Source organism: Nocardiopsis sp. TSRI0078, from assembly GCF_001905145.1.
In the GTDB taxonomy this organism is placed as follows: domain Bacteria; phylum Actinomycetota; class Actinomycetes; order Streptosporangiales; family Streptosporangiaceae; genus Nocardiopsis.
In genome coordinates, this window is record NZ_LWLB01000023.1 from 484,852 (window position 1) to 507,370 (window position 22,519).

Below are 22,519 nucleotides of genomic sequence, written 5' to 3' on the forward strand. Positions count from 1 at the left end.
GGACGAGCAACTCTTCGGGCAAGAGTGGCGCCAACCGGGTCGGCACGCTCTCCGCGTCTTGCGCGGCCTCGGCGCGCTCGGATGCGCGCGGCATGTCACGACCGCTGTGGAAAGCCTACTAGAAATCGTCCCGCGGCGGGGACCGGGCCGCGGTTTTCCGCCGGTGATACGGGTCTCTCCGCACCGCTTCCGGACCCGCCGGGATCCGTCCGTGCGCGCGGGCCTCCGCACGCACGGACGCCGCCGGACTAGTGCCCGGCCGCCCCCCGGGCCAGGGCGGCGAGCCGGCCCGCCTGGGCCCCGCGCTCGGCCTCGGCCTGCTGCTGGAGCGTGTTGCCCGCCGCCTGCTGGAGCAGCGCCTTGGTGGCGGTGGCGGCCTCGCGGTCGGTGGCGAGCAGCGCGGCGACGGCGTCGTCCACGGCTCCGGAGAGCTCGTCGGGGGCGACGACGAGCTCGGCCAGGCCCAGCCTCTCCGCCTCCCGCGCGCCGACGCGTCGGGCGGTCAGGCAGATCTCGACGGCGCGGTTGACCCCGACGATGTCGACCAGGGGCTTGGTGCCGGTGAGGTCGGGGACCAGGCCGAGGGCGGGCTCCTTCATGCACAGCTGGGCGTCGTCGGCCAGGACGCGGATGTCGCAGGACAGGGCCAGCTGGAAGCCCGCACCGATGGCGTGGCCGCGTACGGCGGCGACGGTGACCAGATCGGGGCGGCGCAGCCAGAGGAAGCCCTCCTGCAGGCCGGCGATGTAGTCCTGGACCTCGGCGTCGGTGGAGGTGCCGTCGGCCAGCCCCGCGACCATGGAGCGCTCTCCGTCGACTCCCTCGGGACTGAACATGCCGAGGTCGATGCCGGCGGAGAAGGTGTCGCCCTCCCCGGAGATCACCACGATTCGGACATCCTCGGGAAGGGTCTGGCCGATGTGGGCCAGCGTCGTCCACGTGCGCCCGGTCATCGCGTTGCGGCGCTCGGGACGGCTGATGGTGATGCGGGCGACCGGGCCCTCCACCGCCAGCCTGAGCCGGGCCCGGGAGAGCTCCTCCTCGGTGGGCGGCACCGTGGGGCCGTTCGACGCCTGTGTCATGGGGCTTCCTCCGTCGTGTTCGGTGTCACCCCAGATATTACTCAGCAGTAACCGAGAGGGCCGCGCACGGGCCCGGGGCCCGTGCGCGCAACGACAGGAGGATCACGCCTTGCGCGTGGCTCCGCCACGGCCCCGCAGGTCCACCCCGGCCTCACTCAGCAGCCGGTGGACGAAGCCGTAGGAGCGCCCGGTGGCCGCCGCCAGCATGCGGATGCTCTCCCCCGCCTCGTAGCGGCGCTTGAGCTGGGCGGCGAGTTCGGAGCGGTCGGCCCCCACCAGCCGCCTGCCCTTTCCCGGCACGTCGTTCACAGATCACTCCTCCGAGTCGTTCGGTCACCCTTCGCGGAAACCCCTTCATGATCAGGCATCCCGCTCGCGCTCCGCCACATCTTCCGGCGTCACACGGGGTACTGCGTTCCGAAACCAGATTTCGGAACGCAGTAATCACCAACCGAAAAGGAGGGAAGTGAACCTCCCGGCGCTCTGGACGTCCGGCCCCGGTCGTCCCGGGCCCGGGTGTCCGGCGGCGCCGCCGCCTCACGCCAGCGCGATGAGGTCCTCGAACTCGGCGTTCCACACGTCCTCCACGCCGTCGGGCAGCAGGATGACCCGCTCGGGCTGGAGCGCCTCCACCGCGCCCTCGTCGTGGGTGACCAGCACGATCGCGCCCTTGTAGCCCCGCAGCGCCGCCAAGATCTCCTCGCGGCTGGCCGGGTCCAGGTTGTTGGTGGGCTCGTCGAGCAGCAGTACGTTGGCGCTGGAGACCACCAGCGTGGCCAGGGCCAGCCGGGTCTTCTCACCACCGGAGAGCACACCCGCGGGCTTGTCGACGTCGTCACCGGTGAACAGGAACGATCCGAGGGTGCGCCGCGCCTCCACCTCCGGCAGGTCCGGCGCCGCGCTCATCATGTTCTCCAGCACGGACCGGTTCACGTCCAAGGTCTCGTGCTCCTGGGCGTAGTAGCCGAGCTTGAGCCCGTGGCCGGGGATGATCCGACCGGTGTCGGGCTCCTCGACCTGCCCCAGCAGCCGTAGCAGGGTGGTCTTGCCCGCGCCGTTGAGGCCGAGGATGACCACGCGGCTGCCGCGGTCGATGGCCAGGTCCACCCCGGTGAAGATCTCCAGGGAGCCGTAGGACTTGGAGAGCCCCTCGGCCATGAGCGGCGTGCGGCCGCTGGGCGCCGGGTCGGGGAATCGCAGCTTGGCCACCTTGTCGGACTTGCGCACCCCCTGCACGCCGTCCATGAGGCGGTCGGCCCGGTTGAGCATCTGCTGGGCGGCACGCGCCTTGGTGGCCTTGGACCGGAACTTGTCCGCCTGCTTGCGCAGGGTGTCGGCCTGCTTCTCGGCGTTGGCGAGTTCGCGCCTGCGCCGCCGCTCGTCGGCCTCGCGCTGTTGCTGGTACAGCTTCCAGCCCATGTTGTACATGTCGATGACGCTGCGGTTGGCGTCCAGGTAGAACACCTTGTTCACCACGTGCTCGACCAGTTCCACGTCGTGGCTGATCACGATGAGCCCGCCCTGGTGGGACTTGAGGAAGTCGCGCAGCCAGGCGATGGAGTCGGCGTCCAGGTGGTTGGTGGGCTCGTCCAGCAGCAGCGTGTCCGCGCCGCTGAACAGGATGCGCGCCAACTCGATCCGGCGGCGCTGGCCGCCCGAGAGCGTGTGCAGCGGCTGGGAGAGCACCTTGTCGGGCAGGCCCAGGCTGGAGGCGATGGCGGCGGCCTCGGCCTCGGCGGAGTACCCGCCCAGTACGTGCAGCCGCTCCTCCCAGCGCGAGTAGGCGCGCACGCCCTTGTTCCGGGTCTTGGTGTCGGTGCTGGCCATCTTCTTCTCGGCCTCGCGCATCCCCCGGAGGGCCTCGTCGATGCCGCGCGCGGACAGCACCCGGTCCCGGGCGATCACGTCCAGGTCGCCGGTGCGCGGGTCCTGGGGGAGGTAGCCGATGCTGCCGGAGGAGGTGACCGTGCCTCCGGTGGGCAGGGCCTCGCCCGCCAGCACCTTGGTCATGGTGGTCTTGCCCGCACCGTTGCGGCCGACCAGTCCGATCCGGTCCCCTGCGGCGACGCGGAAGGTGGTCGGCTCCAACAGGAGTCGAGGACCGACGCGCAGTTCGAGGTCGGTGGCGATCAGCATGGTGGGGCTTCCTAGAGAGTGGCGGAACGGTTCGGTGCGGTCGGGCGCGCGTGTGCGGTGTGGGGGTACGGCCTCCCACGCGTCGGCCTCGGGCCAGCCGACCCAGACTAACGGCACAGGTGGGGGGTAGTACGAGGGGTTTCTTCCGTTTCCGGGGACACGGTCACCCCCTCGGCCAACGGGACCGGGGGGCGGCGCATTCCCCGGGCGAGGAGAGGGGAGGGGCGGCTGCCGGTCGTCGACCGGTGGTGTCGCCCCTCCCCTTCTACCCCCGTTCCGGGGTATCGGTCTACTCCTCGGTGTCGGCCGAGGAGCCGCCGCCGTCCTTCGCGTTCTCCCCGTCGGGTCTGACCACGACCGTGTCCGCCTCCACCGTGGCGACGTCGTCGGGTTCGTCCCTCGGGCCGTCGTCGCCGACGGCGGGTGGGCGGTTGCGCAGCAGCGCGGCCAGCACGGCGACCACCGGGGTGGCCAGGAACATGCCCGGCACCCCGCCGACGACGGCGCCGACGGAGATCGCGATGAGCACGATGGGCGAGGGCAGGTCGAGGGAGGCGCCGTAGATGCGCGGCGCGAAGACGTTGCTCTCCAGCTGCTGCACCACGATCACGGCGACGACCACGATCACGGCGGTGATCCAGCCCTCGGTCACGAACGCCACCATGGCGGCGAGCAGCCCGGTGACGAAGGCGCCGATGATCGGGAGGAAGGCGCCGACGAAGGTCAGCACGATCAGCGGGATGGCCAGGTTGATGTCCAGGGTGATGACCAGGACGATGCCGATGCCGAAGGCGTCGAAGAAGCCGACCGCGGCCACGCCGCGCACGTAGCGTCCCATCACCCCGTAGGCGACGTCGCCCGCGTGGCTCAGGCCCGGGCGGGAGCGGGGCGGCAGCAGGGTGAGGAACCAGTCCATGAGCTGGTCGCCCGAGTGTACGAAGTACACGGTCAGGGCGATGATCAGGACGATGCCGACCAGGACCGAGATCACCGCCGAGGTCGCGGTCCAGGCGCCGCTGAGCAGCTGGTCCTGGTTCTGGGTGATCATCCCCTGGATCTGTCCCCAGGCGTCGTCGATCATGTCGGTGAACAGCGCCGGATCCAGCCCGAAGGGCACCCGGATGTTCTGCAGCTCGCCCACCGCGCTGGTGACGCTGTCCACGAGGGGGCCGAAGCCCTGGATGGCGGGGGTGACGATCAGCGAGATCACGCCGCCGAACACGACGAGTCCGGTCAGGATGGAGACGGCGGTCGAGCTGCCCCGGCCCAGTCCCCTGCGGCGCAGCCAGTCGGCGACCGGCATGAGCAGAGCGGTGATGAACACCGCCAGGATCACGGGCAGGGTGACGACCGAGAGGTAGACGAGCGCGTAGATGAGCAGGCCCGCCACCACGCCGATGATCAGGATCCGCCAGGCCACGTTGCTGATCGACCGCAGGAGGTCGTCGTCGCCGGACCGCTGTGGCTCGTTCGGTCCCTCGTCCCGGCGCTGGACCTCGGCCTGGGCGCGGTCCCTCTCCTCCTCCAGCCTGGCGAGGCGCTCGGCGCGGGCTCGACGGGAGGCGAGCCACTTGTTCAGGAGCGCCCACACTCCCGGCCGCTGGGCTTGCACATGGACTCCATTCTCTGGACGTTGCGCGGTGGACGTCTGGGGTCCGACAGCCGCACGGGGGTGTTGTGGGGGATGCGCGAACGGTCCCCCCTGGTTCTCCCGGGTCGGGAGGTCAACGCTGTCAGAACTGCCAGGGTTCCCGGGGGTGGCCGCTGCGGACGACCTCGTTGCCGAAGGGGGCCAGGGCGACGGGGATCATCTTCAGCGAGGCCCAGGCCATGGGGATACCGATGATAGTGACGGCGAGGCCGAGCGCGGTGGTGATGTGGCCGATGGTCAGCCACCATCCGGCGACGACCACCCAGATGACGTTGAGGACGGTGCTGGCCTCACCCGCGCCGGGCCTGCGTACGAGTTCCCTCCCGAAGGGCCAGAGGGCGTAGCCGGCCATGCGGAAGGAGGCGATCCCGAACGGGATCGTGACGATCAGGACGCAGCAGACCAGCCCGGCGATGACGTAACCGACCGCCAACCAGAACCCTGCGACGAAGAGCCAGATGACGTTCAGGATGAGCCGCAAGAGGGCCACGGTGCCTCGTTCCTCCTTGTGTCGGGTCCCGCTGACGGAAAAGCGCGGCCGGGGACGAGGGGCCGCGTCGTTGCTTTCTACCGTCTGGGACGCCCGCGCACCACGACCTGTTCCGGCTCCGCTCCCTGGCTCCTCCCCTAGGGGAGGGCGCCAGCGCACGTGGGCGGGCCTTGCGGGGGCGGCGGCCCGCCCCGGGCGCGGGCGTGTCGCGAAGGGGCTACTGAAGAGGTCGGCCGAGCTGGGGAGGGCTCCGGCGGGACGGGGGGAGGGGCCTGCGGGCCTCCGGACGGCGGCGACGGAGGGTGAGGACATACGGTCGGGCCTGAACTCGGGGCTCTACGCAGACCACAATGTGATCGGTACATCAGGAGGAGCCCCTAGGCAGGAGGGACATCGCACCATACGATGTGCTGTGTCCTTCGCAAGACGTCGGATCTGACGATCTGCGCAAACTCGGACAAACAACCGTAGATCGGTCGACAGCCATCAGATTTCGGTAACGGTTGTGCGAGTAATTTCCCTACCCCCCGTGCATGAGCGGGAGTGGGGATGGCATGATTACGTACCGGCTCGGACGGAGGCCGTCACCGCCTCCGCAGCCGTTCGCGTGAGAGCACTCCGTCATCGGCGGATCAGTGCCGCAAGGCTGTGCTTCTCGTGGTCTCAGACACACCGGGGAACATCGCCAGTCCCCCACGGCGTTTGCGTCGTGCGGGGTGGCGCTCACGCCGCATGACCAATTTTTGGTGACTGAAGCTTTTTCGACAGCTTACTAGTGATTTCAGTAGAGGTGGTTCAAGCATGTCTCAGGTACGTCGGCAGGCCGCGCTGCGCCCCCGCCCGAGCTGGGGGTGGCAGGATGCCGCCGCGTGCCGGGGCGAGGACCTTGTGCTCTTCTTCGGCCCGGACGGCGAACGCCAGCCGGAGCGGGAGATTCGCGAGCGCAAGGCCAAGGAGATCTGTGCGGCCTGCCCGGTTCGCAACGACTGCCTGGACTATGCGATCTCGCGTCCGGAGAAGTACGGAACCTGGGGCGGCCTGAACGAGGACGAGCGTGCTTCCGAGCGCCGTCGCCGCATGCGCCGCGCCAACGCTGCCTAGCCGAGGTTCCCGCGCACAACGGATCTTCCCCGGTGGCCCCGGCCCCCGAGTAAACCCGCGGCGCCCCGACGACGATCGTCGAGGGCGCCGCGGGTTTTCTCATGCCCTCCTCTGCCGCGTCCCCCGCCCGTGGTCCTCCGGCGGGGACGGACCCGGCACGGCTCACCCGGTCCCCCGGCCCAGGTGCAGGTCGAACCAGTCCAGGGCCTCCGAGGCCACCCGGCGCCACTCGCCGGAGTCGCCGAGCAGCCGTTCGGCGCCCGCCATCACCCGCAGGTCGGTGGGACCGCCCATCCGGCCGCGCGCCCACTCGCCGAGTTCGCGCACGAAGGAGTCCTCCCCCTCCAGCAGCACCAGGACCGGTGCCCGCACCTGCGGCAGGCTGTCCCCGGCCAGATCGATCCGGCCGCCGTGCACCACCACCGCGGCCACGTCCCGGGGCTGCTCGGCCGCGGTGACCAGCGCGGCCGCGGCGGCCCCGCCCGAGGCCAGCACGCCCAGGGGTTCGTCGGCCGCGTCGGCGGCCCGGCGCAGCCAGGTGACCGCGGCGCGGAGCCGCTCGCCGAGCACGTCGGTCCCCACACCGCCGTCCTCGGGTGCGCCGCTCCCGGAGCCGCCGCCCTCGGAGGAGCGCTCCTGCCCGGTCAGCAGGTCCAGGACCAGGGTGGCGTACCCGGCCCGCTGCAGGACCGTGGAGACCGACCGCCACCGCTGGTCGCCGCGCCCCTCCTCCGATGCCATGACCACCGCGCCGTGCAGGTCGGCGGGCACGGTGAGGTCGCCGTCGAGGTAGACCTGCCCGGCGCGCACCCGCACGCCTCGGGCCGTGTCGGGAGGCGGCCGCGTGTGCGCGCGTTCGGCCAGGATCTCGGTGACGCGGCCGTCGGAGAGCTGGTCGAACTCGCGGTACCACTCCCCCACCGCGCGGAAGTTGTCCGGCGCGCTGAGCACCACCAGCGCGTCGGCCTCCTCCCGCAGCAGCTCGACCGCCTCCGGGGAGGCGACGGGTACGGCCAGGACCAGTTGGGCCGGCCCGGCCTGGCGGATCATGCGCAGCGCGGCGCGTGCGGTGCCGCCGGTGGCGACGCCGTCGTCCACGACCACGCAGTCGCGCCCGGCGATCCTGGGGGCCGGGCGCTCACCGCGGTAGACGCGGCGCCTGCGGTCGAGTTCGTCCCGCTCGGCGGCGACGGTGTCGGACAGGGCCTGGCGGGGCACGTGCATCCGGGCCAGGGCGAGGTCGTCGTAGAGTACGCGCCCGTCCTCGGCGATCGCCCCGACCCCCAGCTCGGGTCGGCCGGGCAGGCCGATCTTGCGGACCATGAGTACGTCGAAGTCGGCGTCGAGGCGCTCGGCGAGCTCCGCTCCGACCGGTACCCCGCCTCGGGGCAGGGCCAGCACGAGCGGATCGTTGACCGCGAAGGGGCGCACCCGCTCCGCGAGGCGGCGTCCCGCCTCCGACCGGTCGGCGAAGGGCAGTGAAACGGGTACTGGGTTCATGTCCTCACCGGTCCGGGGCCCGGGCCCCGGTCCGCTCCTCTCGGCTGTGTGGAGTGAGCCGCTGGAAAGTGCTACCGGGATACCCCCCGACACGGTGCTTGCAACCCCGTGCCCGGACAAAACCCGTCAGCCGGGCGTCCGTCAGGTACCGCGGAAGCCGTTCCTGAACACGGCCATCAGCAGGGCGTCGTGGCGGCGCCCCTCCCACAGCAGGGAGTCGCGCAGCCGCCCCTCCACGGAGAACCCGCAGGAGCGGTAGACGGCGATGGCCCTCATGTTGAAGGCGTAGACGTACAGCCAGACGCGGTGCAGGCCGACGCGTTCGAAGGCGTACTCCAGCACGAGCCGGGTGGCCTCCCGCCCCAGGCCCTGGCCGGTGAACTCGATCGCGGACAGGGCGATGCGGTATCCCGCGCTCTCGTTCTCGGGGGAGAAGGCGTAGAGGGACAGCTCGCCCAGGTAGCGCCCGTCCTTGGGCGCGATGATGGCCAGGTCCAGGCGGTCGGTGCGGACCGCGCGGGTCTCACACCACTCCTTGGCCTCCGCGTAGGTGAGGTGGCGGTGGGTGCCGGTGAGTCTGCGGACCTCCCCGTCGAGGCTGGCGGCGAAGTAGGCGTCGGTGTGCTCCGGGCCCAGGGGCACCAGGCGCACGCTCTCCCCGATGAGTGTGGGTTTTTCTCGCAGCGCGCTCGTGTTGATCATGGGATCTTCCGGTTCCGTCCGGGCCGTGGGGGCACGGTTCCCGGCGCGAGGGAGTCGGCGGACAGCAGGCTGGGTGCCCTTGCGCGGGAGCGGGCCGCTGGGCGGTGCCATGGCCCTGGGGGCACGGGCGGCGTTCGGGGGCTGGATCCGGGGGTCGTGGCGGGCGGGGGCCGTTCGGTTACGGAGCGGGACCTCTATGTAAATCGGGACCGCGTCCTAAGGCAAGCCCGTCGCGGCGGGTCGCGGAAAAGGTCTGTCGTCCGATGACCGGACTGGATAGCATCTGCGCGCACCGAAAGCACCGTGGGAGCCGCCTTGAACACCCAGACCAGGCCCGTGTCCCCGCCTCCGGAGGCCCGTCGGGCCAGGGGCGCGGTCTCCACCCTCTTCTTCGTCAACGGCTTCACCTACACCAACGCCGTGCCGTGGCTCCCGGTGATCAAGTCCCAGCTCGGGCTGGGCAACGCGGAGCTGGGACTGGCGATCGCGGCGATGCCCACCGGGGCGATCCTGACCGGGATGCTGGCGGGTCCGCTGATCCACTGGTTCGGCAGCGGTCGGACGGCCGTGGGCACCAGCCTGATGTCCCTGGGAGCGCTTCCCTTCATCGCGCTGGCGCAGAACTGGTGGATGCTGGCGGCGGCGCTCTTCGTGCTGGGCAGTGCGGACGCCTGGACCGACTCGGCACAGAACTCGCACGGGCTGCGCGTCCAACGGCGTTACAAGCGCACCATCATCAACACCTTCCACGCGGTGTGGAGTCTGGCCGCGGTCACCGGAGGCCTGCTCGGCGCGGCCATGGCCGGGGCGGGGGTGCCAATCCTGTGGCACCTGGGCGGCGTGACCGTGCTCCTGGTGTGCGTGAACCTGGTGGTGAGCCGGATGCTCCTGCCGGGTCCGGACAGCAGCGAGCGGGAGGACGGGACCGACGGCGAGAACGGGCGGCGGCTGCGCGTCCCCGGAAGGGCCGTGCTGCTCCTGCTGGTGCTCGGCGTGCTGCTGATGTTCGCCGGTGGCATCGAGGACTCGGCCGCCTCCTGGGGAGCGGTGTACATGACCTCGGAACTGGGGGCCCCGCTGTTCCTGGCCGCGATGCCGTTCGTGGCCTGCCAGGCGATGATGACGCTGGGCCGCCTGGTCGGTGACCGGGTGACCGACCGCTTCGGCGCGGTCGCGGTGGGGCGCGCCTGCGGGCTCCTGGCGGGCGGTGGGATCGCGTTCGCCCTGCTGCTGCCGCACCCGGTGGCCACTGTGATCGGCTTCGGGGTGATGGGGCTGGGCGTGTCCACGCTGTTTCCTCTGACCCTGGCGGCGGCGGGGAACGTGCCGGGGGTGCGCACCGGTGACGGGATCACCGTCGTCGGCTGGCTGGGGCGCGCGGGCTTCCTGGCCTTCCCTCCGATGGTGGGCTTCCTGGCCGACTCCTCCAGCCTGGGAGGCGCGCTGTGGGTGATCGCGGGGGCCGGTGTGGGCGCCTTCCTGCTGGCGTTCGCGCTGCGCCCCCGCGTGTGAGGCCGCCCGGGGTCGCCGGGAACCGCGAGGAACGAGAAGAGGGCCCCGGCCGTCGGGTGACGGCCGGGGCCCGTGCGTGCGCGGTCCGGGGCCCGAGGGGTCCGGGAGACCGCGCGCCGCGGGGTACCGCTAGGCGATCGGCTCCGGGCGGCGGGCGCCGGCCCACAGGGCCAGAGCACCGATACCCGTCACCACGGCGCCGCCGAGCACGAAGCCCTGCATGTCGACGCCGGTGGTGGCGAGGGTCTCGTCACCACCGCTGCTGACCGGGGCCGGGGCCTCGGGAAGGCCGCCCTCGGGGACGATGGTGCTGCCGGGCGCGCTGATGCCGGGAGCCTGGCTCTCGTCACCGTCGTTGCCCGGGTCGGTCCCGTCACCAGGAGGCGTGCCGCCGTTCCCGTCACCGCCACCGTCACCAGGGGGCGTGCCGCCGTCGCCGCCGCCGTCACCGGGAGGCGTGCCACCGTTGTCCGGAGGCGTGCCGCCGTCACCCGGGTCACCAGGCTCGGGCTCGGGCTCAGGCTCGGGCTCCGGCTCGGGTTCCGGCTCAGGCTCAGGCTCGGGCTCCGGCTCAGGTTCCGGCTCCGGCTCGGGGTCCGGGCCGGGACCAGGGACCTCGCCACCCTCACCGGGGTCCGGCTCGGGCTCGGGCTCCGGCTCCGGCTCGGGGTCCGGGCCAGGACCGGGGACCTCGCCACCGTCGTCGTCGCCGTCGAGGGCGTCGAAGGTCGTTTCGACCGTGCTCTCAAGGCCGTTGACGACGTCGTCGACCGGAAGGACCTCGACCGTCTCCTCGGTCGCCTGGGGGGCGGCCTGGGGGGCGGACTCGTCCAAGGGGGCAGCGAATGCCGGTGCCGCGGAGAACCCGGCCATGAACAGGCCGGCCGCGGTCACGGTGAAAACCCGCTTCTTGGGGGACATCCCACTCCTTTCTTCTCTTGTGAACTGATCTATTCAGAGGGGATGGCATAAAGGTGGTCCTCATGGACCACGACGGCCCGCTCACCGAGCAGGCCGTTGGGCTGGACGGAGCCCTCCTCGGCCTCCTCGACCGCGCCGTCGGCGCCGACGGCCACGAGGGCGCCGTCGAGCTGGCCGAAGACGAGGGAGCCGACCGTGATGTCGGGTTCGAAACCGGGGACCACCGCGGACCCGCCGCTCTCCAGGTCCAGCACCGCGGGCCCGTAGGCGACCAGGCCGGTGCCGATGGGGCCGGAGCGGTGGCGCACGTCCTCCAGGTCGGCGGGGTCGACCTCGACGCTGCCGACGACGCCGCCGTCACGGCTGTCGTGGAAGGCCAGGATCGTGTCCTCGCCCTGGAGGGGCGCCCAGCGGACGATGACGTACTCGCGCAGGGCGGTGACCACCGACTCCATCTCGCCCGCCTGCTCCGGACGCCGGGCGCTGACCTCCACGGGGTCGCCGTCGGGGCTGACCCAGGTCCACGCGCCGTTGAGGACGGCGGTGAGGACGTCCTCCCCCTCGGCCAGCATGGGAGCGAAGCCCTCGGGAACCTCGACCGGCAGGAGTTCCCCCCCGGCCGGAACGAAGGCCTCCTGGTCGTTGCGGACCAGCACGGAGCTGCCCACGTACTGGGCGGAGGTGTCCTCGGGGATGTCCACGCTGCTGGGAGCGCCGCCCGAGGCGGGCCAGAACCACAGGGTCCCCGCGGTCTCCATGACGATGGCGTCCTCGCCGCCGTACTCCACGAAGCGGGGGGCACCGAGGACCTCGCCGGAGGCCACGGGCATCTCCGCCGACCACTGGCGCTCACCGTCGGCGTCGAGCAGGTTGAGGCGCTCCTGGGGGTCGACGTAGGCGAGCATGTCGCCCTCGCGGCTGACGCCCGGCTGGCTGTCCGGGGCGAGTTCCCGGCTGAAGTCGACGGTCGGGGCGAAGTGCGGGGGCGCCGGGTGGTTCAGGGTGGTCACGTCCGCGGTGGCCTCGGCCCCGGGCGCCGCCTCGGAGCCGGGCAGGAAGCGCCAGACGACCACGCCCGTGCCGGCGAGCAGCACCAGGGCGGCCGCGACGGCCCCCACGATGACCAGCGCCCGCCTCCTCCCGCCGGAGCTCTCCTCGCGGAGGGTGTTCGGAGGCGCCGGCGCCTGAGCGCGCTCGGGCACGGCCCGGTCCGCGGCCTGCACCACTCCGTCGGGTGTGGCGACCAGGTGCCAGTAGCCGTTGGCGTCACGGGCGTCGACGAGGACCGGCTGTCCGATCCTGGCGGCGTAGCCGGTGGCGACGTCCAGCGCCGCGCGCCGCGTCTCCCGGGGGGCCTGGCCGGTGACGACCTGGCGGTACCCCTCGATGAGGATCTCGGCGCTGCGTTCGTCGGACGCGATGACGATGACGGCGGTGGGCCGGGACTGCCCGGGTCGGGACGCCCGGCTCATGGTGCCTCCGAAGGCATGGGGAACGTGGACCTGTTCGTGTACGGGGACCTCGGTCAGCGCTGACGGTGGGTCGCGGCCTGGGGGTTACCAAGCGGTGGCGCTGGCACACGCGTAGTCAATGCTGCACGAGATGATACTGACCGTCGCTCGTTGAGCCTATTCCGGCCATGTGACAGCGGAGCGGGCCCCGCCCGCCACACCCGTGGCCCACGTTCGGGCCTCCCTCCTCTGAGCTGGCAGGTTGTCCGAAGATGGGATCCCGGACACATCGTCCGCGTCTGTCCGTCAGGGGAATGGACACCTCTGGATGGCATTAGGTTCACACCGAAAATGGCCGGATCTGGCCACTGGCCTCCTGCCGTCCGCCCCGCGGCGGGTCAGCCCCGCACCCAGGACGGGACCCGGACGATCTGGAAGTACGCGTCGGGGCGTGCTCTCCGGTCGGCGATCGCCCTCCGGTCCGGCCGGGCGGGTTCGATCACGAAGCACACGGCCGCTCCCGGCTCCGCCGTGAAGCGGACGGGGGCGTTGGTGAGCCTGGCGAGACCGCCCTGGACGTGGTGCGGACCGGGGGGAAGCCCGATGACGAGGGTCTGGCCGGGGCCGAGTGTGCCGACCCGGTCACCGTCCACGGTGATCCGGTAGTCGGCCAGCATGTCGAGCACGCCCCGGTCGGTCCGGTGGACCAGTACCGGGGTCCAGCCCGGCGGCACCTGCTCGGGGCTTCGGATACCAGTGATCTTGGGCCCCGTGAGTTCGGGGCGCGCGAGCGCCTCGCGCAACTCCTGCCGCTCCCGTCTCCTCACGGGGAAGAAGAGCACACCGGCCGTACAGGCCACCAACAGCAACGGGACCAGCGTCCATGCCGCGTTGGCCCAGACCGTGTACAGCGCCCACGGCATCCAGACGATGGTGAGGGGCCACGTCAGCCGGCTGACACCGGTGAAGAAGTGCCTGCCGTGGTGCAGCCGTTGGCGCTCCCCCGTGGTCAGCTCCACGCTGGCCGACGCCAGGAGCGCGACCGGGGCCAGGAGCAGGAGGGCGAGGAGGACCCCGGCGACCACGGGCACGGGATCGCCGGTGACCGGTATCCACATGGCGTTCATGCCGCACATCGTGAAGCCGGACATCGCCGCGAGGGCCAGCCAACCCGAGGAGTTCACCGTCCCCGCCACCAGTCGCGCGCGTGGGCCTCCGTACCGAGGACCAGGAAGACGAAGGCGGCCAGACCGGGCACGAGTACCGGCCACGGAAGGACTCCGGCCATGACGTCCCGGACACCGACGAGGAGGAGGAGCCCGGTACCGGCCCACAGCATGCCCAGCAGCGTGCCCTCCATCCGGCGCGACCTGGTGGGGAACCGCCGCCTGGCGACCATCCCCGGCAGGAAGCGCAGGCAGAGGGCGGGATGGAGGACCAGGACCATCAGGAACAGGAGGAAGAACCCCAGATAGGCCTCCGTACCGTGTTCCACGTATTCGCGCAGGAGGAACGTCGACAAGAGCAGGGGCATGCAGTGCAAGGCGTAGAGGAAGACCCTCGGTCCGAGCACGGTCTCGACGGTGACGGGCACGGGGGCCGGGAAGCCCTCGTCCGGTGGGGGGACGGTCACGGCGGGCGGCCTTTCGGGGGCACGCCGTCCGGGCTCGGGGGCGGCGGGACCGCGGCCCGCCCGCCGGACGGCACGGCGACACTACCGAAAGGGCGGGACCTTCCGGGCGCTCCGGGCGGAGCGGGCGCGCGGCCGTCCGGAACCGGTCAGCGGTCGTCGTCCTCCACGATCGTGTCGATGACCGCCTGCTCCCGGCGCTTGACGAGGCGGTTGGCCCGGTCGAAGTCCCGGTTGGCGAGCTCCGCCCGGGCGGCGGCGGTACGCGGGGTCGGCCACATGGCGTCGATCTCGGAGTTGAAGGAGGACCCCAGCAGCACGGCGATCGCCATCACGTACAGCCAGGCCAGGATGGCGATCGGCGCCGCCAGCGAACCGTAGATGCTCACCTGTCCCAGGGAGGCGTCCAGGTAGGTGCGCAGCGCGACGGACCCAGCGATCAGCACCAGGGTGGCCAGCAGCGCTCCGGGCAGGTGGCGCCACAGCGGGGTGCGCACCGGCACGCTCAGCGCGTACAGCAGCGTGACCGCGGCGGTGGCCAGCAGCGCGACGGTCGGCCAGTAGAACAGGTTGAGCCGTCCCACGGTGCTCGGCAGGAGGCTGTTGAGCAGGTTCGGCCCGGCCACCAGGACCGGCAGCACCAGGAGGGCGAACAGCAGCCCGCCCAGGTAGGCGACGAAGGCCAGGAGGCGCTGGCGTATCCAGCCGCGCAGCTCGTCCAGGCCGTAGGAGATCGTGATCGAGCGGATGAAGACGTTCATCGCCCGCGACCCCGACCACAGCGACACCAGGAACGTCACCGACAGCAGTCCGCCCTGGACGCCGCCCAGGAAGTCGTCGACGAGCGGTTCGACCACGCTCTCCACCGTGTCCGGGGTCAGCACCCGCGCGGCCAGGTCCAGGATCCACAGCCGGATCTCCCCGACGAACTCCTCACCGAGCACGGCGGTCATCGGGCCCAGACCGCCCAGGAGGCAGAGCAGGAGCGCGGGCAGGGAGATGAGGGTGAAGAACGCCGACTCGGCGGCCAGCCCTATGACCCGGTCGCTGAGGAAGGAGCGGATGGTGCGCAGGACGAGGAGCATCCCGCTGCGCAAGTGGGGATGCCGTCTCAGCCACGCGTCGGCCGTGAACCACAGTCCCTCCCAGAAACCCACCACGGGGGAAACGTTAGCGGTCCGGGTGACCCGCCCCGCACCGCGGCCGCCCCGCCGGGTGACGTGACTCACGTCCGGGCCCCGCGAAGGCGCCTGGACAAAGCATCGGCCCCCGTGACATTCTCATTGCATGATCGCTGCTCTGGACCCCATGCTCTGCGTGCGCCGCCACGTGGACTTCCTTCGGGTCCGCAGCGCCATCTGTTGCAGCGTCGGTTAATCTCGCCGCCTCTTGACGCACCCCAGGGGTGCGCGCGGCACCGGCGCTCTCCCTTTTCTTGAGTTCCCACACGCGGATCCCACCCGTTCGCCAGCACGACGATGTGCGCGCGACACGGGCACTGCGGTGCGGCGCCGGAGCCGTGAGCGCCCCGCGACACCCATCGGAGACACCCGCGATGCCTCCCTCTTCCGCGCAGCCCGGCAAGACAGCGACCGCGGCCAAGCCGCGCCGCCGCCGCGGCGAGGGCCAGTGGGCCCTCGGCTACCGCGAGCCGCTGAACAAGAACGAGGAGAACAAGAAGAACGACGACGGGCTCAACGTCCGCGACCGGATCATCAACGTCTACTCCAAGCGCGGGTTCGACTCGATCGACCCCGCCGACCTGCGCGGACGCTTCCGCTGGTTCGGCCTGTACACCCAGCGGGCCCCGGGCATCGACGGCGGCAAGACGGCCGTCCTGGAGCCCGAGGAGCTCGACGACCGCTACTTCATGCTGCGCGTGCGCATCGACGGCGGTCAGCTGTCGGCGGCCCAGCTGCGCGCGATCGGCGAGATCTCCCGCGACCACGGGCGCGACACCGCCGACATCACCGACCGCCAGAACGTCCAGTTCCACTGGATCCAGGTCGAGGACGTCCCGGCGATCTGGGAGAAGCTGGAGTCGGTGGGCCTGTCCACCACCGAGGCCTGCGGCGACACCCCGCGCGTCATCATGGGCTGTCCCCTGGCCGGGGTCGCCGAGGACGAGGTCATCGACGCCTCCCCCGCGATCCGCCAGGTCTACGACGACCACATCGGCAGCCAGCTCTACTCCAACCTGCCGCGCAAGTTCAAGACGTCCATCTCCGGGTGTACCTCGCACTGCGTCAACCACGAGATCAACGACGTCGCGTTCGTGGGCGTGCGCAACGAGGCGGGCGAGGCGGGCTACGACCTGTTCGTCGGCGGCGGCCTGTCCACCAACCCGATGTTCGCCCAGCGCCTGGGCGCGTTCGTGCGCCCGGACCAGGTGAGCGAGGTGTGGGCGGGGGTCTGCGCGGTCTTCCGCGACTACGGCTACCGCCGCCTGCGCACCCGTGCCCGGATCAAGTTCCTCATCAAGGACTGGGGCGCGGAGAAGTTCCGAGAGGTGCTGGAGCAGGAGTACCTGGGCCACGCCCTGCCCGACGGCCCCGGGCCGGAGCTGGACGCCGGCCTGGAGCGCGACCACGTGGGCGTGCACCGGCAGCGCGACGGGAAGTTCTACGTGGGCTTCGCGCCGAAGGTCGGCCGCGTCTCGGGCACCGCGCTGCTGCGCATCGCCGACATCGCCGAGGAGCACGGCTCGGACCGCATCCGCACCACCGCCGACCAGAAGCTGGTCATCCTGGACGTGGAGGAGGAGCGGGTCGCCTCGATCACCTCCGCCCTGGAGTCGGAGGGGCTGCAGGTCAACCCCAGCGTCTTCCGCCGCCAGACGATGGCCTGCACCGGCATCGAGTTCTGCAAGCTGGCGATCGTGGAGACCAAGGGCCGGGCGGCCTCCCTGATCGACGAGCTGGAGAAGCGGCTGCCGGACTTCGAGGAACCGCTGACCATCAACGTCAACGGCTGCCCGAACTCGTGCGCGCGCATCCAGGTCGCCGACATCGGCCTCAAGGGCCAGCTGATGCTCAACGCCGAGGGCGAGCAGGTGGAGGGCTACCAGATCCACCTGGGCGGCGGCATGGGGCTGACCCAGTCCTTCGGCAAGAAGATCCGCGGGCTGAAGGCCACCGCCGACGAGCTGCCCGACTACGTCGAGCGGGTCCTGCGCCGTTTCCAGGAGCAGAGGAAGGACGGCGAGGCGTTCGCGTCCTGGGTCGGCCGGGCCGAGGACGCCGACCTGAAGTAGTCCGGTCCGAGGCACTCCGACCCCGAGCTGTACGGCCGCGGGATCCGGGGGCCGGCTCCCCTGCGCGGAGCCGGCCCCGGGCCGCGGCCGAGAAACGACCCGAGGAACCCGAGCAAGAGGAGGAGGTGCGCCATGTCCGAGAGGGCCGCGCCCCACTACTGCCCCTACTGCGGCGACGAGGACCTGGTCCCGGAGGAGGGTGTCCCGTCCAGGGACGAGGGATACCCCTGGGCCTGCCTCTCCTGTGCCCGGGTGTTCCGGGTCAAGTACGTCGGGTTGCGCTCCGCGTCGTTCTCCGCGGGAGGCGCCCCCTCCAGACCGACGGAAGGGAACTCATGAACTCCACCACCATCACCCCCGTGGGCGGTCCCGAGCTCGCCGAGCGGGCCGCGCGCGAACTGGAGGAGGCCTCCGCACGGGAGATCATCTCCTGGGCCTCCGAGACCTTCGGCGACCAGCTGTGCATGACCTCCTCCATGGCCGACGCCCTCATGGTCGACCTGGTCTCCAAGGCGGTGCCGGGGATCGACGTCATCTTCCTGGACACCGGCTACCACTTCCCCGAGACCATCGGCACCCGCGACGCGGTGGCCTCGGTGTACGACATCAACCTGGTCAACGTCGAGCCCACCCGCACGGTGGCCGAGCAGGACCTGGCCCTGGGGCCGCGCCTGCACGGGCGCGACCCCGGCATCTGCTGCCACCTGCGCAAGGTGGAGCCCCTCCAGAGGGCGCTGGAGCCCTACGCCGCCTGGCTGACCGGCCTGCGCCGGGACGACTCGGCGACCCGCCGCGACACCCCCGTCGTGCAGTGGGACCGGCGGCGGCGGATGACCAAGGTGAACCCGATCGCCCGCTGGACCCAGGAGGAGGTGGACGCCTACATGACCGAGAACGGGGTGATCGTGAACCCGCTCCAGTACGACGGCTACCCCTCGATCGGCTGCGAGCCGTGCACGCGGCGGGTGGCACCGGGTGAGGACCCGCGCAGCGGCCGGTGGGCCGGGACGGGCAAGACCGAGTGCGGCATCCACGTGTGAGCACCCGCCGTGGGCGGGCCCCGGGCCCGCCCGCGGCGCGGCACGGCACGGCACGGGTGTACGGGGACGAGGCGAGGTGACCATGGCAGCGAACGGGACCGGGGCGCCCTCCGGTGGGCCGACCGACGGGCCGGCCGAGGAGAGCGTGCCCCTGCTGGCGGTGGCGCACGGCAGCGCGGACCCGAGGTCGGCGGCGGCCGTGTCGGCGGTGTTCGAACGGGTGCGGTCGCTGCGTCCCGGGCTGGACGTGCGCGTGTCCTACCTGGACCACGTGGCGCCCGGCGCGGAGGAGGCGCTGGACGAGCTGGCCGCCCGCGGCGCGGGCGAGGCGGTGGTGCTTCCGATGCTGCTGACGGCCGCCTACCACAGCAAGGTGGACCTGCCGAGGGTACTGGCGGGCGCGCGCGAGCGCAGTCCCTGGCTGCGCGTGCACTACGCCCGCACCCTGGGCCCGCACCCGCTGCTGCTGGACGCGGTGGAGCGGCGCCTGGCGGAGGCCGGGGCGCGTCCCGGCCCGGACACGGCCCTGGTGCTGGCCTCGGCCGGCTCCAGCGACCCGGAGGCGAACGCGACCGTGGCCGCGACGGCGGCCGAGCTGGCCGAGCGGGGCCCCTGGCGGGAGGTCGTGGCCGCGTACGCCTCCGCCGCGGAGCCCCGTCCCGGGGAGGCGGTGGCCGCCCTGCGCGGGCGGGGCGCGTCACGGGTGGCCGTGGCGACCTACCTGCTGGCGCCGGGGTTCTTCGCCGACCGGGTGCGGACCCGGTCGCTGGAGGCCGGCGCGTGGGCGGTCTCGGAGGCTTTGGGCGACGTGCCCGAGCTGGCCCGTGTGGTGCTGGACCGCTACGACGCCGCCGTGGCCGCGAGGCGCGCCGCCAGGACCGGCTGAGCGGCCCGCCCGGGGTGCGATCCGCCCGGGGCGCGCGGTCCGCGGATCCGGCCCCGCCTCCCCCCAGCCGCTCCTCCCGGCTTCTCCACAACCCCGGAGAGCGCCTTGCCCCGGGCCGCCCCGGCCCAGAAGAATCGAGGGGCGCGGTGCTCCGGACGGACACCGCCGGTCCGCGAACCACGGGGGTGGCAGTGCAGGAGGAACGACGGTCGGTGCGGAACGGTATCCGCGACCTGTTGCGGGGGCTGCCGGTGTTCGCCGGCCGGATACCGGAGTTCGATCCGGGCGCGGCGCCCGAGGACCCGGCGGAGCTGTTCCTGGAGTGGTTCACCGCCGCGCTCCGTGACGGGGTGGCCGAACCGCACGCGATGGCGGTCACGACCGCGGACGGGGCCGGGGCGCCGTCCGCGCGGGTGGTGATCATGAAGGACTTCACGCCCGAGGGCTGGTGGTTCGCCACCACGACCACCTCGCACAAGGGGCGCGAACTGGCGGAGAACCCCAACGCCGCACTGCTCTTCTACTGGGGTGCGCAGGGCCGCCAGGTGCGGGTGCGCGGCCGGGCGGAGCCGGCCTCCCCGGAGCAGTGCGCCGCCGACTACCTGGCACGGCCGCTGGAGTCCCGGGTGGCCGGTCTGCACGGGAGGCAGAGCGAGCCCCTGACCGACCCGGCCGACGTCGACCGGACGGCGGACGAGAGCTGGGAGAGGCTGGAGCGCGACCCCGGGCTGGTGCCCGAGGACTGGGGGCTGTACCTGGTCCGGCCGACGGAGGTCGAGTTCTGGCAGGCCGACCCCGAGCGGCGCCACACACGGCTGCGCTACACCCGCAAGGGCGTGGACGCGCCCTGGGAGCGCGGCCTGCTCTGGCCGTGATCCGCCGGAAGGCGTCGCCTCGCTCCTCCGGGAGGCCGGTCCCACGGCGGTGCCCCCCGCAGGCTTCCTCCGCGGTGCTTCCTCCGTTCGGGGGCCTCCTCCACCCGGGAGAGCGGTTCCCGCCCCGGCTCGGGCGCGCGGGCCCCGACCGGTGGCTTCGCGGCTCCCTCTCCCCGGCCGGGCGCGCCCGGTCGGCGCGGCCCGGCGTTACCGAACCGGGTTCGGCCCCCAGGGCCCGCCCCGGGTCCGCCCAGGGGTAGTATTCCCGCACTCCGGCCGCCCGCGACCAGCAACGGAAAGGTAGCCGCCATGCCCCCCACACACGAGGTGTTCAACCAGGCTCCCCCGCTCGGCGACCACGCCGCCGCGGACGACCCCGCCCTCCTGGAGGGGCTGCGGCGCGAGGGCGCCGGATGGTCCGAGGCCGAGCTGCGCGAGGTCGGCGACGCGGCGGGGTCTGAGCGGGTGCGCGCCTGGGGCGAGTCCGCCAACACCTACACGCCGGTGCTGCGCACCCACGACCGCTACGGCCACCGGGTGGACGAGGTCGACTACCAGCCCGCCTACCACGTGCTCATGGACCAGGCGGTGGAACAGGGCATGCACGCCGCGCCGTGGGCGGACGGGCGCGCGGGCGCGCACGTGGCCCGTGCCGCCAAGTTCTTCCTGTGGTCCCAGCCCGAGGCCGGTCACGGGTGTCCCGTCTCGATGACCTACGCGTCCGTTCCGGCGCTGCGCCACGCCCCGGAGCTGGCGCGGCGGTACGAGCCGTTGCTCACCGCGCGCACCTACGACTTCGGGCTGCGGGCGCCCCACACCAAGCGCGGCCTCATCGCGGGCATGTCGATGACCGAGAAACAGGGCGGGTCGGACGTGCGCGCCAACACCACGCGCGCGGTTCCCACGAAGGAGGGGCACTACCTCCTCACCGGGCACAAGTGGTTCACCTCGGCGCCGATGAGCGACCTCTTCCTCACCCTGGCCCAGGCTCCCGAGGGGCTGACCTGCTTCCTGGTGCCCCGGGTGCTGGAGGACGGCAGCCACAACGCGCTGCACATCCAGCGCCTCAAGGACAAGCTGGGCAACAGGTCCAACGCGTCGGCGGAACTGGAGTACGACGGCGCCGTCGCCCACCTGGTCGGAGAGCCCGGCCGGGGGGTGCCCACGATCATCGAGATGGTCAACTGCACCCGGCTGGACTGCGTGATCGGTTCGGCGGCGGGCATGCGGGCCGCGGTGGTGCACGCCCTGCACCACGCCGAGCACCGCATGGCGTTCGGCGCGCCGCTGGCCGAGCAGCCGCTGATGCGCAACGTGCTCGCCGACCTGGCACTGGAGTCGGAGGCGGCGACCGCCCTGATGACCCGCCTCGCCGGCGCCATGGACCGCGCGGTCCGCGGCGACGAGGAGGAGGCGGCCTTCCGCCGCCTGGGTGTGGCCGTGGGCAAGTTCTGGGTGACCAAGCGCCAGCCCGCGCACGCGGCCGAGGCGCTGGAGTGCCTGGGCGGGAACGGGTACGTGGAGGAGTCGGGGATGCCCCGGCTGTTCCGCGACTCCCCGCTCAACTCCATCTGGGAGGGCTCGGGCAACGTGGCGGCGCTGGACGTGCTGCGCGCGATGGGCCGCAACCCGGAGTCGTTGGAGGCCTTCCTGGCGGAGCTGGGCACCGCCGCGGGCGTGGACGACCACTACGACGCGGCGGTCAAGCGGCTGGAGCAGTCCCTGGGCGACCTGGACGAGGCCCAGTACCGGGCGCGCTCGGTGGTGGAGCTGATGGCCCTGACCCTGCAGGCGTCGGTGCTGCTGCGGCACGCGCCCACCCCGGTCGCCGAGGCGTTCACGGCCTCGCGCCTGGGCGGCGACTGGGGGCACGTGTTCGGCACCCTGCCCCGGGGCGTGGACACGGGGCTGATCCTGGACCGGGCCCGCCCGCAACGGTGAGCCCCTCGGGCCGCGTGGTGTTCGGCCCTCCCGGGTCTCTCAGCGCGTGGCACCCCTTGGACCGGGGTGCCGCGCCAACCACCAGGACCAGGCGCCGGAGGGGCCCGTACCGCGGTGTGCCGCGGCCCGGCCCCTCCTCCAGGCGTTCCAGTCCCCGGACGAAATTCTCGAACCGCACTCATACCGATTACCATCCTTAACCCTGATAATTCCAGCAACAAACCGCAAAGAGGGACAGCCGATGAATGATCATCGGCCGAATCGGCATACTTCTGCGGCGGGAGCGGAAGAAAGAAGTCGTCACAAACACGACCGCACGCTTTCGGACGGGGAGCGGGCCCGTGGGAG

Annotated in this window: 20 protein-coding genes; 8 read left to right on the top strand and 12 right to left on the bottom strand. The window is 72.1% G+C overall.

Features of this window, described 5'->3' with window-relative positions:
* Positions 1-248: 248 nt before the first annotated feature.
* The 5 genes from A6A08_RS16410 to A6A08_RS16430 form a co-directional block, all read right to left on the bottom strand.
* Positions 249-1,082: an enoyl-CoA hydratase/isomerase family protein gene (locus A6A08_RS16410; RefSeq protein ID WP_073703458.1), complete on the bottom strand. Its 834-nt coding sequence runs from the start codon at positions 1,080-1,082 to the stop codon at positions 249-251.
* Between the two features lie 102 nt (positions 1,083-1,184).
* The gene (locus A6A08_RS16415; RefSeq protein ID WP_073703459.1) at positions 1,185-1,391 is read right to left on the bottom strand and encodes a helix-turn-helix domain-containing protein; all 207 of its coding nucleotides are present in this window, start codon (positions 1,389-1,391) and stop codon (positions 1,185-1,187) included.
* Positions 1,392-1,619: 228 nt separating this feature from the next.
* On the bottom strand, positions 1,620-3,218 hold the full coding sequence (locus A6A08_RS16420; protein ID WP_073703460.1) for an ABC-F family ATP-binding cassette domain-containing protein: 1,599 nt from the start codon (positions 3,216-3,218) through the stop codon (positions 1,620-1,622).
* Positions 3,219-3,507: 289 nt separating this feature from the next.
* On the bottom strand, positions 3,508-4,809 hold the full coding sequence (locus A6A08_RS16425) for an AI-2E family transporter (protein ID WP_199866962.1): 1,302 nt from the start codon (positions 4,807-4,809) through the stop codon (positions 3,508-3,510).
* A gap of 142 nt (positions 4,810-4,951) precedes the next feature.
* Positions 4,952-5,359, bottom strand: a complete 408-nt coding sequence (locus A6A08_RS16430; protein ID WP_073703462.1) for a YccF domain-containing protein — start codon at positions 5,357-5,359, stop codon at positions 4,952-4,954.
* Positions 5,360-6,160: 801 nt separating this feature from the next.
* On the opposite strand from A6A08_RS16430, the gene A6A08_RS16435 reads away from it, so the two are divergent.
* A complete protein-coding gene (locus tag A6A08_RS16435) occupies positions 6,161-6,460 on the top strand; it encodes a WhiB family transcriptional regulator (protein WP_274534044.1) in 300 nt (99 codons plus the stop codon).
* A 162-nt stretch (positions 6,461-6,622) separates the two neighbouring features.
* Here the strand turns inward: A6A08_RS16435 and A6A08_RS16440 are convergent, their stop codons facing one another.
* Positions 6,623-7,960, bottom strand: a complete 1,338-nt coding sequence (locus A6A08_RS16440; protein ID WP_073703463.1) for a phosphoribosyltransferase family protein — start codon at positions 7,958-7,960, stop codon at positions 6,623-6,625.
* A gap of 141 nt (positions 7,961-8,101) precedes the next feature.
* A complete protein-coding gene (locus A6A08_RS16445; RefSeq protein ID WP_073703464.1) occupies positions 8,102-8,662 on the bottom strand; it encodes a GNAT family N-acetyltransferase in 561 nt (186 codons plus the stop codon).
* A 315-nt stretch (positions 8,663-8,977) separates the two neighbouring features.
* Between A6A08_RS16445 and A6A08_RS16450 the strand changes: the two genes are divergently transcribed.
* The gene (locus tag A6A08_RS16450) at positions 8,978-10,174 is read left to right on the top strand and encodes an MFS transporter (RefSeq protein WP_073703465.1); all 1,197 of its coding nucleotides are present in this window, start codon (positions 8,978-8,980) and stop codon (positions 10,172-10,174) included.
* 129 nt (positions 10,175-10,303) lie between these two features.
* On the opposite strand, the gene A6A08_RS27670 is transcribed toward A6A08_RS16450, so the two are convergent.
* From A6A08_RS27670 to A6A08_RS16475, 5 genes are all read right to left on the bottom strand, one after another.
* The gene (locus A6A08_RS27670) at positions 10,304-11,095 is read right to left on the bottom strand and encodes a hypothetical protein (protein WP_073703466.1); all 792 of its coding nucleotides are present in this window, start codon (positions 11,093-11,095) and stop codon (positions 10,304-10,306) included.
* A 29-nt stretch (positions 11,096-11,124) separates the two neighbouring features.
* The gene (locus tag A6A08_RS16460) at positions 11,125-12,567 is read right to left on the bottom strand and encodes a hypothetical protein (protein WP_073703467.1); all 1,443 of its coding nucleotides are present in this window, start codon (positions 12,565-12,567) and stop codon (positions 11,125-11,127) included.
* 377 nt (positions 12,568-12,944) lie between these two features.
* Entirely contained in the window at positions 12,945-13,730 is a 786-nt protein-coding gene (locus A6A08_RS16465) for a hypothetical protein (protein WP_242422665.1), read from the bottom strand.
* The gene (locus A6A08_RS16470) at positions 13,727-14,179 is read right to left on the bottom strand and encodes a hypothetical protein (protein ID WP_073703468.1); all 453 of its coding nucleotides are present in this window, start codon (positions 14,177-14,179) and stop codon (positions 13,727-13,729) included. Before A6A08_RS16470 ends, A6A08_RS16465 begins: the two co-directional genes overlap by 4 nt.
* A 146-nt stretch (positions 14,180-14,325) precedes the next feature.
* Complete coding sequence (locus tag A6A08_RS16475; protein WP_073703469.1) at positions 14,326-15,336, bottom strand: YihY/virulence factor BrkB family protein; 1,011 nt, start codon at positions 15,334-15,336, stop codon at positions 14,326-14,328.
* 395 nt (positions 15,337-15,731) lie between these two features.
* On the opposite strand from A6A08_RS16475, the gene A6A08_RS16480 reads away from it, so the two are divergent.
* The 6 genes from A6A08_RS16480 (at position 15,732) to A6A08_RS16505 (ending at position 22,171) form a co-directional block, all read left to right on the top strand.
* On the top strand, positions 15,732-17,429 hold the full coding sequence (locus tag A6A08_RS16480) for a nitrite/sulfite reductase (protein ID WP_073703470.1): 1,698 nt from the start codon (positions 15,732-15,734) through the stop codon (positions 17,427-17,429).
* Positions 17,430-17,561: 132 nt separating this feature from the next.
* Positions 17,562-17,768 carry a hypothetical protein gene (locus A6A08_RS16485; RefSeq protein ID WP_073703471.1) on the top strand — a complete coding sequence of 69 codons (207 nt, stop codon included), beginning with the start codon at positions 17,562-17,564 and terminating at the stop codon, positions 17,766-17,768.
* Positions 17,765-18,469 carry a phosphoadenylyl-sulfate reductase gene (locus A6A08_RS16490; protein ID WP_073703472.1) on the top strand — a complete coding sequence of 235 codons (705 nt, stop codon included), beginning with the start codon at positions 17,765-17,767 and terminating at the stop codon, positions 18,467-18,469. Before A6A08_RS16485 ends, A6A08_RS16490 begins: the two co-directional genes overlap by 4 nt.
* An 82-nt stretch (positions 18,470-18,551) precedes the next feature.
* Positions 18,552-19,355, top strand: a complete 804-nt coding sequence (locus A6A08_RS16495; RefSeq protein WP_073703569.1) for a sirohydrochlorin chelatase — start codon at positions 18,552-18,554, stop codon at positions 19,353-19,355.
* 212 nt (positions 19,356-19,567) lie between these two features.
* A complete protein-coding gene (locus tag A6A08_RS16500; protein ID WP_242422666.1) occupies positions 19,568-20,230 on the top strand; it encodes a pyridoxal 5'-phosphate synthase in 663 nt (220 codons plus the stop codon).
* 309 nt (positions 20,231-20,539) lie between these two features.
* Positions 20,540-22,171 carry an acyl-CoA dehydrogenase family protein gene (locus A6A08_RS16505; protein ID WP_073703473.1) on the top strand — a complete coding sequence of 544 codons (1,632 nt, stop codon included), beginning with the start codon at positions 20,540-20,542 and terminating at the stop codon, positions 22,169-22,171.
* Positions 22,172-22,519 lie beyond the last annotated feature (348 nt).